A 17858-nucleotide genomic window follows, 5' to 3' on the forward strand; every position below is an offset into this window, starting at 1 on the left:
TTGTCTTTTAAGAGTGTTTCCTAGTGTATCACTTTATGATCATGAGCCACTTTGAGGATGGATCAATTTTTTGACTATTATTGGGGTTTCCGGCTGTGTAGTGTTTGCTCATTAATGTGCTGGTGGCACTGTCAAATTTATTGTTATTAATGTGTTTGTTAAGACAACTTCCTACCGAACTTGCTCCTGAGCAGAAGGCTTGATTGAAATCATAATACTGATTGAGTCGACTTTTAGCTGCGGTAGCACCGATGAAATTATAAGTAATGTAATCGTTTAATTGCCATGGGGCTTGTGCATTAGATCTTGATAACTTCAGGGTTTTAAAAGAAGAAGCATTGCCATGATCTGATCCAATAGAAGCAGAATATATGATGGGAATGACATAACCATTTCGTTCTACTTTAATTGCATGGATTTCATCAAAGTGAGTATGCGCTGCAAGCATGCCAATAACCAGTTCCGGATACGCTTTTATAATTCTTTTAAACGAGTCTTTATAGGTTGTTTCCCAACTTTGTGGTGGGACATGCATCGCTAAAAGAACACGCTCATGGTTTGCTTTACTTGTTTTAAGTTCATTTTCTAACCACTGAAGCTCTTCGGTGGCACCCTCCCGCGATGGTGAAAATCCTGGTCTTGATACAAATACCACACTGTTTAATGAAATAAGCTTGAGATGATCCCCTAGGTATGCGGAGTAATAGCCGTATTTCTGGTTTTCTTGGCTGATACAAGCCTCCCCATTAAAAGGACATTTAAGCCCTGTTGAAAGAAATCCATCATCATTTCCTGTTATCGCTTTTAACAAATCAGAAGCAGATTCATCGTTATAAGTAAATGGCCCATAATCTCGTTGCACCGAATCATTATTACCAAAAATATAAAAATAAGGTGAAGGATTTATTTTTTCATTCAGTTGTTCAAAAACCAAGTTGATGTTGTCTTTTGTGGTTTTACGCGAATAGGCGTTGTGGGCTGGTAAGTCACCCAGCAAAAGAACGGCATGCTTTGTTTGTTGATCCAAATCAATTTGTCCGCCAATACTAGCTATTAATGTTTTAAAGCTTTCAGGGTCCAGTTCTTCGGAAGTATTGGGATAGGGATTTATGTGTGTCGGTTGTTTTTTTGTAATATCCACATGCGGATCGGATATTAGGAACACATTAAGTTGGTTTTGAGTGTTATCACTGGCAGCTGTTGCAAGGCAATTAGCCATAGAGAGTAAGAGCATGGCCAAGGCTATTGTTAATCTTTTGAACGTTATCATCTAAATTTCTCCGTCTGTGTGGATGATTTTGTAACTTTATTCAGAGAGGTTCGAGGTGCTCCACTGACACTACTATGATACCAGCAGCGGATTTAATGAAGATTACTGTGTGTACGCAAATTATGCAATTGGAATATTAATTGGCCTTTTGAAGTTCTCTGCACCGAATAGGTCATTAATAGGAACCAAGCAATTAGATTGACTATTCACGTACATTGAAGTGTTTTACATTCACTAGAGGTTATGTTCAACTGTATGTAGTGTCAGGGGATTGGTTTTTGAAATTTTCCTCATGGATAATGACGTAATTTATTAGAATTAATTGATTAGCCTAAGGAGATAAGAGCAATGGAAGGTGTTTTAATTTGTTTAACTCTTCTTTTTTTATTGGTTATCTCTGGAGTGATAACACGCTTTATTTCTTTTCTACCCGCTCCATTAATTCAAATTACTATAGGAACAATTCTGGCAATTTTATTTCCTACCTTTGATGTGGGATTTAATCCTGAACTTTTTATGTTATTGTTCATCCCACCGTTGTTATTCAATGACAGTTGGCATTTTCCTAAACGTGAGTTTTTGCTCTATACCAGACCCATTATTATGCTCTCAATTGGGTTGGTTTTTTTCACCGTAGCAGGGATTGGTTATTTAGTCCATTGGTTCGTTCCACTCATTCCGTTACCCGCGGCGTTTGCATTAGCTGCAGCACTTTCTCCAACAGATGCAATATCCCTTAGATCCATGACTGCCGGAGCTCGGATACCTGAACGAATTATGCATATCTTACAAGGAGAAGCTCTTTTAAATGATGCCTCAGGCTTGGTTTCATTTAAATTAGCGGTTGCCGCGATGGTCACAGGTGTATTTTCACTTAAGGGGGCAGCATTTAGTTTATTATTTATTAGTCTAGGTGGGATCGCTGTGGGTTTTATTCTTACTTATATTTTTATTTCACTATTGGGAAAATTAACCCAACATAGCGCTCATGAGACCACTACGGAAAATCTTTTGTTATTACTATTACCCTTCAGTGTATATTTAGTCGCAGAAAAGTTAGGATTTTCAGGAGTTCTAGCTACGGTTGCTGCTGGTTTTACTGTAGATAGAGCCGGATTTTTAGATCGAACAATGGCCAAAATGCGTATTGAAGGCCATTTTGTCTGGGGAGTGCTCGATCTCACTTTAAACGGAATCATATTTATTCTCTTGGGTTTGTATTTACCCCATTCGATTAAATTTCTTGCGACTACAGGGTACAGTTTCTCTGAATATACACAAATTGTTGTTCTTATCACGGTGACGCTAATTTTATTGCGAACCTTATGGATTTATTTAACTTTGCCTTTTGAAGCATTAATTTCTAGAAGAAAACGTAGTACATGGCGTTTCCCTAATATAAAAATAATCGGCACCTTTTCACTAGGTGGGGTACGGGGAGCGATTGCTCTGGCGGCGATCTTATCTTTACCTCATACGATTAATGGAGCTCCTTTCCCCGAACGAAAGCTTTTAATCATCCTGGTGATTGGCGTTGTTCTTTGTTCCCTTTTAATAAGTAGTTTGCTCTTGCCGTTAATAACGCCTGGATTGAAGAACTTGATGCATAGACATACTCAAAATGAGGAAAATGAAGCAGTACTGGCATTAAGCAAAGCTGCAGTTGAAGCAATCAAAATAAAAATGAAGAATTTATGTGAAGAGATTAATGATGTAGATAAAGCTTTATGCATCGAGGTTGCAGATAAATTAATCGCGACTTTTAATCAATTTATCGCTTCCAATCATGGTTCTGAACATGAAAAGATCAAGAGTATGTTAGCGTTAACAATTGAGCGGCAATTAAGATATGCGGCTCTAGAAGGGGCTCATTTGGAATTGCGCACTTTGCGAAAAGAAAGAAAAATCAACAATACAACGATGATGAAAATTATTTCAAGACTGGATTTAAGACAAATGACTTTGCATACAGAACATCAAACACTTTCGGACTCTTTTGAGAGAGCAGTCAAAGAATAAGATTTCGTGTAGTTTATAAAGCGATTTATGAAGGAATTAAGCTCTTAACCTAACTCCCGGCTTGAATATAGTGTGCTTTTCATAATGTATTTGATAATGAAAATGTCTCCATTCCTTGCTTCTCTTCTTTTTTTTGTTTATTGAGCTGAAACAAACATAGAGAAACCAAAGAAGGAACCTTATCATGTGCTTTAAGTAAGGTATGTCTATAAAGCGCGGTTTCTTCAATCGATTTTAATGCTGCTTTGGGATTACTATGTAAACCCTCAAGCCGGAATCTTGCTGGGGTATATGCACCGTTTAATAACATGTGCCGCAAACCCCAGTTATAGGAATTTAGATTAGGTGTTATGCCAAGTTTTTCCGCCAATGCAGTTGAAAATTCTAGTTCATCGCGGTCTTTGGAGGTATGCGCGGCTTCTTCTTTCATTGTCTCGATTGGAGGTAACTTCAAGCGACCACTAAATACACCACAAGCATATCGTGCTTGCAATTCAACAAGAGGAAATACGGCTCCACGAGCACCGGGATACATACCTATATATGCTAGACGGTGCGTAGCGAGTGAAAAAGTATCTTCATAAAGTAACGAAGTTGGAGGAAGACGCAGATGTTCAGGGAGAAATGATAAGTCTCTTTCATAACCAGTACAAAAGATAACAACATCAAATTCAAGAGTACGACCATCTTTTAAGACGACACTGGAGTTTAGAAAATAGTCGACTTCGCCACAAATAGGTTTTAATTTCCCGCAACGCACTTCTTTGAAATAATCATCGGCTACCACAAAACCCACAGGAGAATTAGGGGACATATGCCACTCTGGAACCTCATTTTGTTCCGAGCAGTGCTGCAACATGAATTGATATTGTTCTTCTCGAGACATGGGTTTTTGTGAACTAGCATAGGTTTTTAATAAGTCTCTGGGCAGAACAGGGCCATCATTTTGAGGATCCGAAGAGCGATATCTTTTTATTACCCAGCGTTCTTTTCTTAATAAATGGGTCACCTCGGTTATTTTGGCAACTTCTTCTGCAAGTGAAGTACCGCTTAAAGATCCCCCAAGTATTAAAACACGCTTATTTACAAATTCTTTGGCAGATTTATATTTGGAGCTATGGAGCATGTTATCCTGTAATTGGTCTAAGCCTTTAAACTTAGGAATATAGGGATTGGTAAATTTACTTGTTGCAATAATAAGCGAATCAAACAATTCTTCTTTTAGCGTTGTTTTATTTTCTTGCCAACGAATCAGCCATTTTCCATCTTGTTCTAATACCTCTATGACGCGACACCCAAAGCGAATATAAGGTAAAAGATTAAAGTGTTTTGTATAGTTGGATAAATAATCATATACCTCTTGCGTGGTTGGAAAATCAGCGGTGTCTGTTGGCCAATTAAAATTAGAAAAAGTTCCGGTATGCCGTGAGATATTTACTTTCATTCCGGGCCAAGCCGAGCCTTGATCCGAAGGCTTACGATCATCTGGACCCCATACACCACCAACCCGGAATGACATTTCAAAAAGAGTGGGAACTATCCCTTCATCAAGAGCAGCTACAGCGGAAGTAAGACCAGAAGCACCCGCCCCAATGATGGCAATTTTGTGCATAATGAAAAACTCTCCATATTTGATATTTTTTTACTAAAGTGAATTAATCTCAGCACGCTAGGACAAGGTTGGGCTGCGTGCTGATGAGACAGTGATGAGATTTACTTACCTCCGAAGCAAGCATCCAGAGTGACTGCATTATCAGCAGGAAGCCAGTGGCCGTATTTTTCTCCATGCCAGCGACTGGTTTCTTCGAGCTTCGCGAGTACTGTTTGTTTGGTGAGCTCCTTGCGTTTAATCCAATCAGTACAACGCTTCTTAATCTGTCTACGAATTTGATCTCGCATAAAAGCGTAACGACAAGGATTATAGGCTTCATTGAGGTTATCTGAAATATAGGGTTCCAATAAGTTATACTCATTAACATGTTTGGAAAACTCCCATTTATCCCCATTCAAAACTAGGATTGGGGGAAGTGTCTGCTCTCCAATATTCACGCTATGTGCCAGATTCATATAAAACTTCCACCCTGCATAATTGGCAGCTAAATCCGCATTGGAATACACCCCATTAATTAATGTACCTAGATAGGTCTGCTCTAGAATTTGACCATAAGTAACAATAGCGGCATGGGCTTGTTGTGTTGTTTTTCCATGATCCAGAAAGTAGTTATAAATTTTGTAATAGGTATGCCCCATCATGAAAAAATGCCCCAGTTTATCGGTACCAAAATGGTAACCATACATATTAATCGTTGGAGCAAGTCCAATCACAAATAGGGGCGATTGTGAAAAAACGAGCCAATAAACAGTTTTCCAGGGCCAGACTTCTTTATGCATCATGGGATTGGAATCTTTAGGTAAACGACGTAACCAACGTGGAAAACCCGGGCCGGTATTTGTATATATTAAATCGGCAATATAGGTATCTTTACGGCGAGCTGCTAATTGTGTCGCCGCATGCCGACTCTTTTTTGCTCTGGGGAGAAGCATTTGAATTTCTGCATTGGTTTGCGCGATGGATTTTTCAAGGACCTCGTAAAGTCTGTAACTTGCTGCTGGGCCGATGTCTTGTAATTCACCAGGTGGAAGAGTAAATTGATCCGTTTCTTCAGCTTGAATGTCCTGTATGCCATAAACACTAAATAATACAATTAAAAAGAAGATCCTTGTAAAAGCCATATTCCTTTTCCTTTCCTTAATCGGTGAATCATTAGAATACAAAATGTTTCCTACTGTCTAGAAAAATTATTAAGAAATGTATTTTAAATGAGATAATTTACGTTCAAATGATATTTATGCCGGATTGGGTACATAAAAATCAAGAAATGCCCTTACCTTAGGTAGTTCCGATCCATAGGATTGATAAAATGTAAAAATCTCATATTGTTTAAACTTTATTTCCGGCAGAATATGAATGAGTGTTTTTTCTTTCAGGGCCTGCTCAACGAGTGTGTCACCTGTTAAAAAGAGACCTATTCCTTTTTTACAAGCCTGGTTTAGCGCATTAAAGTCATCCATAAAGAGTATGGGATGGGGGCAGGATAGATAAGTTCCGTTTTCTAGTGGGAGTTCCGTAGCCGGTTTTCTCAGACTGTGGGAAATAAATGGAAAGTCCATGAGGTCGAAGGGTCGAACGGGCATTCCATATCGTTGGATTAGACTAGGTGCTGCACAAAGAATATTGTTGATTGGGCTCATTTTTCTGTATTTTAAATGATCTGTAAATGGTGGAATTTCCGGAAAACCGACCATCACATCAATATCTTTACGCGCTAAATCATTATCTTGTTCGGAGAACAAAAATTCACATTCGATCAAGGGATACTGAGCCATAAACTCAGCAAGCCGATCGAGAATGAGTTCCTTAGCAAGAATGGTCGAAACCAAAATGGTAATTTGACCTTGAGGAATGGATTGTCTTGATTCGATAAATTGTTCAATACGTTGTGTCTCCGCAAGAAGTTTCTGAAATTTTTCCAGGATTACTACACCAAATACCGTCAGTTGCACTTTACGAGTATCTCGGATAAAGAGTTTTTCCCCAAGTTGATCTTCCAAGTTCTTAACTTGCTTACTCACAGCGGTCGGTGTAATGCACAGCTCGGCCGCAGCACGATTGTAACTTAGATACTCTGCTACTTTTATAAAGCATCTTAATTGAGAAAAATTTAACATAATAACCGATTGAGTTATTTAATTAAGCATCAATTATAAACTAATAGTTCATAATTGCCGAACAAATATGGATTAATATTCCCGTAATTGATAAGTAAAATTGGAATAAATCAAGTAGAGAGGTCGATTATGAACTATCAATATCATCACGTTGGAATACCCGTTACACAGCCACGTGCAGGGGAGCGTTATAGTGCTGTTATGGATATGTATACTTCAGGAGGTGAACTACCCGGACGTATTCAATATCATCGATTTGGTCCGGATTGCCCTTTACATAAGCTGATTCAAACTCAACCCCATATAGCCTATAAAGTGCAATGTATTGATGAGGCAATAAAGGGCAAACATGTTCTTTTAGAGCCTTATTTTCCCTTAAAAAATTTTAGAGTTGCAATGATCGAGGACCATGGGGCAATTATCGAATTCATTGAAACAAGCTTGTCTGAAGAGGAAATATGGGATGAATCAAAGCACCAAGATTCTATGCTCTACTCCAAAAGCGGTTAGGCAGTAAGGATTTGCCGGTTGATTAGATGCTCGGCACGTCAACTGAAAATAATGTGTAAATTTTGAAAATAAATTAACCAGGCCTGTATTAATATTAAATATAATAGTAACTTGCCCACATTAAATGCAAATTAAGATGTCCGAGTCGATTCAATTTGTGGTAACTGGAGAAAGCGCCGGTATCGTTGAAGTAAAAATTGATACTTCTTCATCAGAAATCACCGCAACCTTCATCTATAAGCCAAATCCTGGAACCCCCGTTCCCAAAGAAATGTTATTAGGTTATCGTGATGCCTCAGGAAAAGGTCATATGCTTCCCATGACTCAAGAAAAAGAGGGAGAATGGAGCGCAAAACGATCAATTGCAGCCAATGAAAGCAGCGATTTTTTTATGCATCCCGATGTGCAGCCTGGGAAATTGGCTCAAAAGCCTAATATTATCCATAAAATCGCTTTATCCGATGGGAAAATTATCCGATCGGTGTATGAGAATCGTGAATTAGCTGAAGAAAATAAAGGGACTATTCAAAAACGCGTACTGAGTGCAACGGGCATTTTAAGTGAGCCTATAGAGGAGCCTTATACATTAAAGTCTGGGGATCAGTTGGTTGAAGTCTATTTTCCGGCAGGATATAAAGTTTCTGCATCTAGATCTAGAGAGTACAATATTCAGGTGATGCTCGATGGGGATATGCATTTACGTGAGGATGCCTTTGGAAATCGCATGGGCACAAAACACATTTTAGATAATTTAATTGCTGAACGTAAAATAGAACCGGTCATTGCAGTATTTGTATCACCTTCCCCACCTACTATGGGAAAAGGGCAATGGGCTTCTATGCCAAGACTTAAAGAATATGGTTGTGATCTGCATACCGATGCGATGCTTACTAAAATTCCCAGTGCATTAAAGCGAGCAGATATCCAAGTGACAAGTGATCCTCAAAAAATAGGGATATGTGGACAAAGTATGGGTGGGCTGCAAGCTTTATATACAGCCAAAATGCACCCGGATATCTATGGACAAGTGATTGCTCAATCTCCAGCAGTTTGGTGGGGACCCTCATTACTGCGCTTAAAAGGTAAAGAAGTCGAGGAGCCTGTACGTTATGAAGAGGACCGAACTTGGCGTGCACCTTTGGCTAAAAAGGATGAGCAACAATATTTATTGCATATGCTCAAGACAGGCTATGATGAATTGTCCAAACAAAAAATACCTCAAGGAAGCGTTAATATTCATCTCCAGGCAGGAACCTTGGAAACAGGAGACTGTGGGTTAGGTGATGAACCATTAACTCAAGCCACTATGGCCCTAGCCCAAGAATTACAGGTTCCATGCACACTTCACGATGGGGGACATGCAGTAGAACCTTGGGCAACTGGACTTGCTGTTCTTTTACCCCAAGTCCATCCTAAGCTAACTGCTTTGAAGGAGAGTTGGCTTGCAAAGACTGAATCTGGCGCTATTGATTTAACCAAAGCCGAGCGTTTTGCCGAAGGGGGGACCCATGTGCTTTATCGATTTCCGGATGCCCCTTATGTTATTAAAGTAATGAAACAAAATCCCAATCCTAAGGAGCTTGAAGAGTTAGAGAAAAAATATGCTGTTTTATACGATTGTTTTGATCGGGACAATAAACAACGATGTATTCGGGAACAACATACTATCCAACACGTTTTACTCCCTGGAAAAGAACCTCAAAAGGCAGCTTTATCAATCGTTCCCTATGAAAAATGCTTCAAGTCTAAAGTGAAATTTGATTTTAAAATAGAACCCGCGGAACTCGATCCCTACTTAATGGAGCACAATAAAGTGTTGTGCGATAAAGCGAATAAAATACTTATTCATAAGGATCACTCTGATTCCAGTTTTGATTTTAATGATTACTCGAGGATTGATGAACGAATCGGCAAAATAGTACAACGTTTAGATAGCGATCCTAAACTTAAGGAGCTAATGATTGAGTTTCTAAATCATTATCGTGATTTTTATCAAAAAACGAATATCATTATGGATGCTATGGGGTTTGAAAATATTCTTTTCTTTCAAGATGAAAAGGGTGAGTGGCAATTTAAAATAGGAAGTGTCATCAAACACGATACGGGAAAATATACTAATGAGTTATTTCAAGCACTACATAGTGAAAAAGAAGTTGATTTGAATTCTTTTGTTAATTTTACTCATGCCTATTTTTCACCGGCGAATATTAGAGCGGTAAATCTCTGTGCGATGAAACTTGGTTTAGAACCTGTAATTAATGATGTGATCATCGATCCCAAAGATTTATTCAAAATATCGCAACGATTATCTATTCCTGAACGAATGCTTGCCTATGCACGACATGGCGATTTTGAACAGGTAGGTACTATGCTCGAGTCAAATAAAGGACTCCTTAGTTTTAATCTCCAAGATTTCTGGGCATATTCTTTAATTGCTGATGAATACACAAAGCATGGACAGTCACCCAAAGCACTTAAAGCTTATTTAGATGCCGTCAGTAAATTTCCAGTTATATTGCCGGAAAATAAAGAGGATGCAAAACGGATACACGATGCAAAAACAGCCATTGTCGATCGAAAAAATATACACGATAAAAAAATAATGCTCCATCAAGAACTCACTATGTCTTTACCCTCATCCGTATTAACTAAAACTATGACTCATAATTATAAAAAGCAGCTGCAAGAAACAAAATCTGAAAGCCCTTCTATTATTTCTATTTCATATAACTGATGGATCGATTTCTTTTGGGCGAGAATTAAGCTACGAAAGAAGCCATTCGAAGATTTGCAATATTCTCCAAATGAATTAAGATGGTTCAATTTGACTGATATTTTGCTCGGAGTATCTATGTTTGGTGAGTTATTTGAAAGTTCAATAGCCTTAAGTATTCAATACTACTCCAACCAAGCATATGAATATGTGACTAATATTTTGCATCAAGCAGAACAATTTGGAATTGGCCGAACCAGAGATTTTATTCGAGATCCGAAAAAAATGATTCAGACTTTAACCTCTGAAGCCCGAAGTAGCGAAGAGGGATACAGCGTTGTGAGTTTGGGATATTTGGGAGGACACTATGCTGTTATTACGCCAAAGTCTCAAGCTCAGTTTGTTGAATTAATCACTCAATTCGATAAAGAACAATCAAGCCGAAAAGGACATGCTTCGTTTAAATTTTTTTCTGGGAATGATTTTTTTATAATTTCAGATATTGGACATGATGCACTGACATCGAGAAAAAATCTGTCTCGTTTTCTAACCCCATCCCGGCTTGCTCATCCTCTCAGCATAGAAATAGAAAAAAGGACGGCTTCTGAGATGGATATTAAAATTCGTCATTCAATATGTGGAATTGTGCGAGCGGTAATGGTCGAAAATATGCTGGGTATTAAGCAATTACCAGAAGATACTTATAATATGATGGAGTCTTATCGAAACGATGTAAAACGATGGGGTGCATTTCCTTTCCCTGAATTGCTTAATTTTATGCCGAGCTTAAGAAAAAAACGAGATACTTACCGGACTTTTTCAAAGGGCATTTTAGAGCAGGAGTTCGAAAAAGTGGTTGCCGTGCTTCATTCCGACGATCATCCCGGAGATGCAAATTTGATTGCTGCTTCTATAGTAAGTTTGTTTAAAGATGAAAACCCAGATCTCTCAAAGAGTGAATTCTCCAATGCTTTAAAATCTTTACCTGTTTCTGAGATTAGACGCTATTTTCAAAATCCCATCGTTCAATCGCTACCGATGATCCTCAAAGCAGCAGATAATTTAACTGATGCGATTGTCTTATGCCTCGAGCAAATTGCATCCGACCCCAGCAAATTTGAGATGATTCGCGATGAAATTGATGAAGCTCATTTGACTTTCGAAGAGTTAGACATTAAAGCTCTGAAATCTTTACCCATACTCGATGCATTTTATAAGGAGTCAGTGCGTTTTGATGCTCCTATTGCAGTACCCCGATATACCCAAAATGGATATTCATCGGATTCAATGAATATTCCCCCTAACACGATGATTATTTTTGATTTACATGCTTTAGCAAAAGGCGAACAATATTGGACCAATCCTGATGCGTTTGACCCTAAACGTTTTTTACAACTGAAGCAGCACATGAAAATTGGGAATGAATCCGATAACAAAAATAACCATATCCTGGGTCAATTTCCATTTGTCCCATTTTCAATAGGTCAACGCAATTGTCCAGCATTTGCGGTTACAGAAGTGTTATTTAAAGCAGCTATTGCGAAATTTGTGGCAGACTATCAACTAAGTTTTGTTAAAAAAGAGGATAATGATTCTATATTGCACGTTACTTCCAGGGACAAATCGTTCCGTTTCACCCAATAATGACTTCAATTATTAAATTGGTCCTAGCTTATCCCAAGCAAAATAATCTATAATGATCCAGTGAGGACGACCTCACCCGAAATGGTTATACCCGGGACGACCCGCCTTAATGAAAGGAGGGTAATATGGCCTGGATTCTACTAACTGTTGCTGGTTTACTTGAGGTGGTATGGGCTTTTTCCATGAAATTGTCTCAGGGGTTTTCGAAACCGCTTCCTTCCATCGTTACAATTGTGGCAATGATTGCAAGCTTTATATTGCTAGCTCTTTCTATGAAAACCCTACCCTTGGGAACTGCTTATGCAATCTGGACTGGAATCGGTGCAGTTGGTGCGTTCCTTGTTGGACTCCTTATGTTGGGAGAACCAGTCAATATCATGCGAATTATTGCAGCATTTGTCATCGTTTCCGGGCTTTTGATGATGAAGTTTTCTTCCTAGATGAAGAGCTCGAATTGGCGTGGAGCTTAAAAGCAAATAACCACTTCGAGTTTAGTTCATTCCTCTAAAAGATACCCTTTAAAATTCCAATGTCCCGCGGCTTTTCTGCGGGATTCCTACAAATACAAAATTGCACTTCATCATTCGAGGATATCGTATGCCTCCCGCGGATGCCGCGGAAGGCAGAGATAGGGCGGGTTGGTGTTTATTAAATATACATAGAAGTTCGAATTTCTTCGAACTGAGCGTCATCATGCTCCTGCATTTTTTCGGCTGCGTGTAACTCCTCTTGCTCTTGTTCTTGTTGTGTTTTTAATTTCATTAACTCGATCATGTTTTGCGTTTTTAACTCGTGTAATATAGCCGCCAACAAAAAATCAGTGGTGGTTTTCAGGCTTATTTCTTGAACAGGTTGCTGGATTTCCTGTGTATTTTGTTCTTCTTGTTTTGCTGATGTGGGCATTGGTTTGGAATTAAAAAAACGTTGTGCCTCCTGATCTGAGTATGGCTTTTTGGCTTTATTATTTCCATCTGCTAGACGAGCATTTGTAGCTTTTTTACCCATGATGATCTCCTTTTCCTTATGAGTCCCCTTCAGATTAATCTAAATATTGATTTAAATGCAAATGTTTTTTTCAAGATTGGCAAATTTTGTGTTTTTATCATTAATATTGCTCATCAAGTCTAGATCTCATCCTTTTTTTCTTTTTCAAGTGAATAAAAAAGAACAATATTGTCTTAAATTGCTCATTTTGGGCTTCTTTTAATATTCTGTTAATTTTATCATGTTATAGTTTTGTGCATCCTGTTGAATTTATCACCGATTAATTCTTTGTTTTTTAGTCATATGAGAAAAAAATATGAAAGAACTCTTTGAGAAAAATACTTCGAAATCTGGCAGTACTACGTCTTTGACACACCCTGATATTTGTACTTGTACCATGTGTATGAAAAGCAAATTATCTACTGAGGAAGCAAGCAAACATTTGCGTAGCTTACAAGCTACGATGGTGGATCGACGAAATCCTGATACACCTGGAAGTAAATCCTTAATGAAAGCCGTGGAAGCTTATGCCATTCTTAAAGCAGGCACAGAAATCAACATGATGGAAGCAATTGGACTTACGGAATATGATCTACCTGATTCAGGAACTCCAATTGAAATAACCCCCCCACAAGAGTTATCAATTAAGGCAACATGGAAAAATAAAAGTCAGGAACGTGCTGTTAGTGGTACGGATGCGAATGTTTTTGGTAGCTTGGGTGTATTAACAATTCCTTCCGATGTACAAGTAGTGAATATACCCAAAATGAATGCTCGTTCAGTACCTAGAGAATTTTTAGCTAAATATGGGGCTGAGTTAATTCCTTTAGACCAATCATTTATTTTGGATAGTGTTAATGAGCCATCATTAGAAAACCTATACCTGGTCGAATATCAGTGGGACCCAGATTACATACAAGATTATGTTATGAAAAGAAAAGGCGGGGGTGGATTATTTGTAGAAACCCATCCATTCCCACACGTTTTTACACCGTTGTCCCCAAAGTGTAGTGGTGCATTGATTCTCGGAATAGAGCAAACTGGAGGCACATTTACTTTTGCTGCTTTTGAAATACCTTTTGGATATACAATAAAAATTGGCAGTAATGTAATCCATGGTGACTCGTTTTTTGTAGGGCCTTATGCTATCGCATTAACCGAAACTGAATTAGCTGATTCGGTTATTTTGAAGCAAGATACGCCTCAACGTGATCCGCAACAAGTAGTTCAGATACCTACTCCAAGGTTTAAAATTGATTTATTTGAGGATGCTCAAATACCAAAAGGTGTTTTTGAAAATCGGATGAACTTTTTTAAACAATTACCCAAGGAAGTTGCAAGTGATGTTCGTCCTTTATCTACATCTTCTCAAAAAAAGGCATGATCCACAATCTGGAGCAGTACCTCCTTTACGGTATCCAAAATAGTTCAGTCATCCTATTTGGAATACTTAGATGATGAGCACATGGAGAACTACTCAAAGTAGTTACTCCATTGGCTTTCTGGAGGAAATAAGGAGCTAACTGAAACGTTTAATCTTTCCAAAGGGGAAAATAAAGTGTATTATACAAAAAACATCCAAATTGGAAGATAATTTCCACTTAAATTTTGAATATTTTAACTTTCCCTAGGATTTTTAAGAGGTAAATGGATATGTTTAGTAAATTCGGACCAGCAAAAAATACTTTTGAAGAAGAAATAGCATCAGAGCAACGTCAAAAGCTGCAAGAAAATTTAGAAAAGCTTGCTGTTCCAAAAATTGAACAAGAAAAAATCATGCAAATGCGAGATAATTCATCTGATGAATACCATAAGTCGCGTTGTTTTTGGTTCCTTGAAAATCAGACATTTCCTGAGAAACAAACCATGTTTAACCAGCATCACATTGACACATTTAAAAAATGTCAGCGTGAACTGAGTGACGCATTAGACAATGGGCCAGAAGAACCAAAGTCAGGGAGCATGAAGTTTAGATAGATTATGGGGTTGCACCGTGGTTATCGAAATTCTGCAGGGTCGGGTAACCAAAATACCCGGTTTGATGCATTAATCACTACATCAAGATAAGGGCTTCCTGTCGCCATCTCTATGAGTTTATCGACCCATTTTGCATAGGTTTCTGCGGATTGGAATTCAAATTTTTGTTCTGAATTCATCAATGTTAATGCAATCAGGACGCCAATCATTTCATAAATGATTGGTTTTTGGTAATCATGCATGCATTTCTGGGCAATAGTAACTCGGTCCTTTTTTCCATCCATGAGGACCGGTTGAGCAATGTGTTTTAATACATTTTCTTCCATGGTTAGCCCTGTCAATGCAGCCACGCGTTGAATCAGTTCTTCTTGGGGATATACCAGGGCTGTAGCCACCTCCCGATTAATTCCAGGTTCATAGAATACAGGTTGATGCTTGAGTATATTAGGAAATTCTTCGATATAAGGCACACACTGAGTTACTTCAAAGTAATCGTCAATCGATTTAAGCATGGGTTTGAAATCAAAACCTACTTGCGTATCCAACTCAGCGTTTAAGTCATTTAAATAGCAAACGATTGCCAACCCCCCCATGATCCGAGCGCGAGCCTCGGGGGAGTTGGTATCTGCCTTACTGATTGGATATGCAATGCTGAGCCAACGATTGGGAGCTGAAGCCAACGCCTCTATTTTAGACCGGAGATTACGAGCATACATTTTTACAGTGTAGTCTATAACGAGATCACATATCTCTTGGCGTGGTCTTAAAATCATCATTTCCGTAGGCTTGGACATGCTTGATCCCTTGATTTTGGCTTCGTTCATGCTAGTTACTCATTTTAATTCAATGTGTACTGTTGCTCTTTGTTTGGCTCCAGCTGTTTTAGTAAGCTTCTCCTATTGATCATCTGAGTTAGCACCAGGTCGTGGAGTGGTAATGCATGGGGTATAACATCGATCCTTAGCATTAATAAACGCTTTTACCCCATCAAAACTACCATTAGACTCAACTAACCAGGGTTGATCCCCTTGCCAAGTAGTGATTTTAATCCGCTGCAACATACCAGGAAGTTCTCTTACCCCACTTGTTGAGACGATAGCCAGCCCGTCCCCATGATTTTGATGAATACAGTGAGGAGATTGGTGATGTAACGAAAGAATATCTTCCGGGAAGAGAGGAACCGCACCACCAACTATCCGTGCCCTATTAATATTACCAAAAAGGCTTCCAGGTCCTTGAGCAAAAGCTAAGGTATGAGCTAAAGCTTGTGAATATTCGCTGTCATAAAATGAATGCTTCATTAAGGCGAACTCATCGCTTCGCATTGAACTAATATTATTTTTATATTCAGTTTTAATTTTGTGGATTATTTTGACACGTTCATCCTGCGTCAATCCCTCTCGTTTTAAAGATTCAGCGAGCTCGATAAAAAGCATACAATGACCGCCCAATTTTTCAGCAATATCTACAATTGAATCTAAATGTTCATCTTTGATAATTTGCCCACTTAAGCCAGCTACAGTTTGACCCGAAATTAAACCAAGGCCATACATTGCCGAACCCACTCCAGCCTCAAGTATTTTTTGACATTCTTTTTGAGATAGATGAGTAAGTTTAGATAACTCTTTTACATCGATACTTAATATTTTTTCAAGAGCTGCTCTTGCCTCGGGATATCGTTTGGCAAGATGTTTATGTATACTTATACGGTGTTGCATGTCAATGTAGAATGCTTTGCAGGCATCAACACCTTCTTGAGCGTGTTGGTGTCTCTCATGCAACATCAAGGTATATTCTTCTAGCGTTTTTCCTTGCATTTTGGCTCGTTCCTCGAGCTGTTCATCAGGTAAGCTCAAGGCAGCCTCCATAAGCTTCATATCCGCGAAATATTTGCAGCCTTTTTCTGTGATGCACTCCATATGGTTCTGTAAAGCGATCCCACATGCCTCTACTAATTTTTTGTGCTGCTTGGGATGCTGGAACAAAGTCAAAAGACCTCCGGTAAATCCTTGGACGACTAATTCTTGAGAGCGACTCGGTGTATATGCCTCTTTTCCTGGATGAGGAATTTTTCCCACGGGTAATTGTTCAGCATAAGCTAACAATTTCTGAGGTGAGTCAAATTCAGATTCTGCATGTTTCATTAAATGCTCTTGATCCGCGCGATAGAGTTTTTCAGCATCTTTGAATCGCTGTTGATCTTTGGAGTCCAAATTGTAAAGTATCAATCCTGTTCCAACTCCAGTACCAATGACAATTGCCGCTGTTTTTTTCAGCTTAAAAGCATATTTATAACCCGAAGTTATTTGTCTATGTGCTTGCTTGATAGGGATAAATTTTGCCCACATAATAATTCTCGCAAAGGTTTGTACTTGTTGTCTATTATAACATCACCTTGATTAATGAATTATTAAGTAAAGTTACAGTCCGAATTGGTGGGCAAAAAATCCTAAAATGGTTTTGCTTAATTAAATCCATAATAGGTGTAACATCTCTAAGAAAAGGGGCAACTGCAGCCTAGTTCCTAAATATTCTAAAAAATTCCAGGAGTGTTCCAATGAATCGATATACAGGTAAATGCTTATGTGGTGAATGCCGATATGTTATTACCGGGCAAAAACCAAAAGTAATGTTCTTATGTCATTGTAGTCGTTGCCGAAAAGAAACCGGAAGTATCCATGGGGCGAATGTGTTCTTTGAAACGGCTCAATTATCCTGGGTGAGCGGAGAGAGTAATCTTGGCTATTTCAAGTTACACAACACGAGAAAGGAACGCATTTTTTGTAAGACTTGTGGCAGCCCGCTTCCTCGACAAGATGAGAGTGGGGGCGTGATTTTACCGGCAGGATCTTTAGATCATGATGTGTTCTTAGAGCCAACAGCCCATATTTTCTATGCAAGTCGCGTCTCTTGGGAAGATAAGCTCGCGGATTTACAACGATTTGATGAATTACCACCAGCGGATTAAAGCAAATCAATGGTAGTTATATGGTCATCGCAAGAGCTTCGCTA

Annotated in this window: 15 protein-coding genes; 8 read left to right on the top strand and 7 right to left on the bottom strand. The window is 38.7% G+C overall.

Annotated features, from left to right (window positions below):
• Window positions 1-28: 28 nt before the first annotated feature.
• The gene (locus tag HBNCFIEN_RS02295) at window positions 29-1270 is read right to left on the bottom strand and encodes a metallophosphoesterase (protein ID WP_182392537.1); all 1242 of its coding nucleotides are present in this window, start codon (window positions 1268-1270) and stop codon (window positions 29-31) included.
• A gap of 348 nt (window positions 1271-1618) precedes the next feature.
• Between HBNCFIEN_RS02295 and HBNCFIEN_RS02300 the strand changes: the two genes are divergently transcribed.
• Window positions 1619-3289: a Na+/H+ antiporter gene (locus tag HBNCFIEN_RS02300; protein ID WP_182392538.1), complete on the top strand. Its 1671-nt coding sequence runs from the start codon at window positions 1619-1621 to the stop codon at window positions 3287-3289.
• 79 nt (window positions 3290-3368) lie between these two features.
• Here the strand turns inward: HBNCFIEN_RS02300 and HBNCFIEN_RS02305 are convergent, their stop codons facing one another.
• From HBNCFIEN_RS02305 to HBNCFIEN_RS02315, 3 genes are all read right to left on the bottom strand, one after another.
• Window positions 3369-4901 carry an NAD(P)/FAD-dependent oxidoreductase gene (locus tag HBNCFIEN_RS02305; protein WP_182392539.1) on the bottom strand — a complete coding sequence of 511 codons (1533 nt, stop codon included), beginning with the start codon at window positions 4899-4901 and terminating at the stop codon, window positions 3369-3371.
• Window positions 4902-5002: 101 nt separating this feature from the next.
• Entirely contained in the window at window positions 5003-6022 is a 1020-nt protein-coding gene (locus HBNCFIEN_RS02310) for a hypothetical protein (RefSeq protein WP_182392540.1), read from the bottom strand.
• Window positions 6023-6136: 114 nt separating this feature from the next.
• Entirely contained in the window at window positions 6137-7018 is an 882-nt protein-coding gene (locus HBNCFIEN_RS02315) for a LysR family transcriptional regulator (protein ID WP_182392541.1), read from the bottom strand.
• Between the two features lie 129 nt (window positions 7019-7147).
• Here HBNCFIEN_RS02315 and HBNCFIEN_RS02320 point away from each other — a divergent pair, with 129 nt between their 5' ends.
• The 4 genes from HBNCFIEN_RS02320 to HBNCFIEN_RS02335 all read left to right on the top strand — a co-directional run bounded on the left by HBNCFIEN_RS02320 (window position 7148) and on the right by HBNCFIEN_RS02335 (window position 12325).
• Entirely contained in the window at window positions 7148-7528 is a 381-nt protein-coding gene (locus HBNCFIEN_RS02320) for a helicase (protein ID WP_182392542.1), read from the top strand.
• A gap of 136 nt (window positions 7529-7664) precedes the next feature.
• Entirely contained in the window at window positions 7665-10262 is a 2598-nt protein-coding gene (locus HBNCFIEN_RS02325; RefSeq protein ID WP_182392543.1) for an esterase family protein, read from the top strand.
• Window positions 10263-10379: 117 nt separating this feature from the next.
• Window positions 10380-11885 (top strand): cytochrome P450, encoded by a 1506-nt coding sequence (locus HBNCFIEN_RS02330; RefSeq protein ID WP_182392544.1) that lies wholly within the window; start codon window positions 10380-10382, stop codon window positions 11883-11885.
• A 125-nt stretch (window positions 11886-12010) separates the two neighbouring features.
• The gene (locus HBNCFIEN_RS02335) at window positions 12011-12325 is read left to right on the top strand and encodes a multidrug efflux SMR transporter (protein ID WP_182392545.1); all 315 of its coding nucleotides are present in this window, start codon (window positions 12011-12013) and stop codon (window positions 12323-12325) included.
• 208 nt (window positions 12326-12533) lie between these two features.
• Here the strand turns inward: HBNCFIEN_RS02335 and HBNCFIEN_RS02340 are convergent, their stop codons facing one another.
• Window positions 12534-12890 carry a hypothetical protein gene (locus HBNCFIEN_RS02340; RefSeq protein ID WP_182392546.1) on the bottom strand — a complete coding sequence of 119 codons (357 nt, stop codon included), beginning with the start codon at window positions 12888-12890 and terminating at the stop codon, window positions 12534-12536.
• A 295-nt stretch (window positions 12891-13185) separates the two neighbouring features.
• Between HBNCFIEN_RS02340 and HBNCFIEN_RS02345 the strand changes: the two genes are divergently transcribed.
• Both HBNCFIEN_RS02345 and HBNCFIEN_RS02350 read left to right on the top strand, forming a co-directional pair.
• Entirely contained in the window at window positions 13186-14253 is a 1068-nt protein-coding gene (locus HBNCFIEN_RS02345) for a hypothetical protein (protein ID WP_255464311.1), read from the top strand.
• A gap of 269 nt (window positions 14254-14522) precedes the next feature.
• Window positions 14523-14846 (top strand): hypothetical protein, encoded by a 324-nt coding sequence (locus tag HBNCFIEN_RS02350; protein WP_182392547.1) that lies wholly within the window; start codon window positions 14523-14525, stop codon window positions 14844-14846.
• Window positions 14847-14866: 20 nt separating this feature from the next.
• On the opposite strand, the gene HBNCFIEN_RS02355 is transcribed toward HBNCFIEN_RS02350, so the two are convergent.
• The gene (locus HBNCFIEN_RS02355) at window positions 14867-15640 is read right to left on the bottom strand and encodes a hypothetical protein (protein ID WP_182392548.1); all 774 of its coding nucleotides are present in this window, start codon (window positions 15638-15640) and stop codon (window positions 14867-14869) included.
• 102 nt (window positions 15641-15742) lie between these two features.
• Window positions 15743-17194: a hypothetical protein gene (locus HBNCFIEN_RS02360; protein WP_182392549.1), complete on the bottom strand. Its 1452-nt coding sequence runs from the start codon at window positions 17192-17194 to the stop codon at window positions 15743-15745.
• Between the two features lie 209 nt (window positions 17195-17403).
• Between HBNCFIEN_RS02360 and HBNCFIEN_RS02365 the strand changes: the two genes are divergently transcribed.
• Window positions 17404-17814, top strand: coding sequence for a GFA family protein (locus HBNCFIEN_RS02365; protein WP_182392550.1), 411 nt, complete (start codon window positions 17404-17406; stop codon window positions 17812-17814).
• Window positions 17815-17858 lie beyond the last annotated feature (44 nt).

The organism is Legionella sp. PC997 (assembly GCF_014109825.1).
Classification (GTDB): Bacteria; Pseudomonadota; Gammaproteobacteria; order Legionellales; family Legionellaceae; genus Legionella.

Bases quoted from the DNA above. Each gene is read 5' to 3' on its own strand.
- HBNCFIEN_RS02360 (WP_182392549.1), bottom strand. From the start codon at position 17,194: ATGTGGGCAAAATTTATCCCTATCAAGCAAGCACATAGACAAATAACT.
- HBNCFIEN_RS02335 (WP_182392545.1), top strand. From the start codon at position 12,011: ATGGCCTGGATTCTACTAACTGTTGCTGGTTTACTTGAGGTGGTATGG.
- HBNCFIEN_RS02350 (WP_182392547.1), top strand. From the start codon at position 14,523: ATGTTTAGTAAATTCGGACCAGCAAAAAATACTTTTGAAGAAGAAATA.
- HBNCFIEN_RS02320 (WP_182392542.1), top strand. From the start codon at position 7,148: ATGAACTATCAATATCATCACGTTGGAATACCCGTTACACAGCCACGT.
- HBNCFIEN_RS02305 (WP_182392539.1), bottom strand. From the start codon at position 4,901: ATGCACAAAATTGCCATCATTGGGGCGGGTGCTTCTGGTCTTACTTCC.
- HBNCFIEN_RS02345 (WP_255464311.1), top strand. From the start codon at position 13,186: ATGAAAGAACTCTTTGAGAAAAATACTTCGAAATCTGGCAGTACTACG.
- HBNCFIEN_RS02310 (WP_182392540.1), bottom strand. From the start codon at position 6,022: ATGGCTTTTACAAGGATCTTCTTTTTAATTGTATTATTTAGTGTTTAT.
- HBNCFIEN_RS02355 (WP_182392548.1), bottom strand. From the start codon at position 15,640: ATGTCCAAGCCTACGGAAATGATGATTTTAAGACCACGCCAAGAGATA.
- HBNCFIEN_RS02340 (WP_182392546.1), bottom strand. From the start codon at position 12,890: ATGGGTAAAAAAGCTACAAATGCTCGTCTAGCAGATGGAAATAATAAA.
- HBNCFIEN_RS02330 (WP_182392544.1), top strand. From the start codon at position 10,380: ATGTTTGGTGAGTTATTTGAAAGTTCAATAGCCTTAAGTATTCAATAC.
- HBNCFIEN_RS02295 (WP_182392537.1), bottom strand. From the start codon at position 1,270: ATGATAACGTTCAAAAGATTAACAATAGCCTTGGCCATGCTCTTACTC.
- HBNCFIEN_RS02315 (WP_182392541.1), bottom strand. From the start codon at position 7,018: ATGTTAAATTTTTCTCAATTAAGATGCTTTATAAAAGTAGCAGAGTAT.
- HBNCFIEN_RS02325 (WP_182392543.1), top strand. From the start codon at position 7,665: ATGTCCGAGTCGATTCAATTTGTGGTAACTGGAGAAAGCGCCGGTATC.
- HBNCFIEN_RS02300 (WP_182392538.1), top strand. From the start codon at position 1,619: ATGGAAGGTGTTTTAATTTGTTTAACTCTTCTTTTTTTATTGGTTATC.
- HBNCFIEN_RS02365 (WP_182392550.1), top strand. From the start codon at position 17,404: ATGAATCGATATACAGGTAAATGCTTATGTGGTGAATGCCGATATGTT.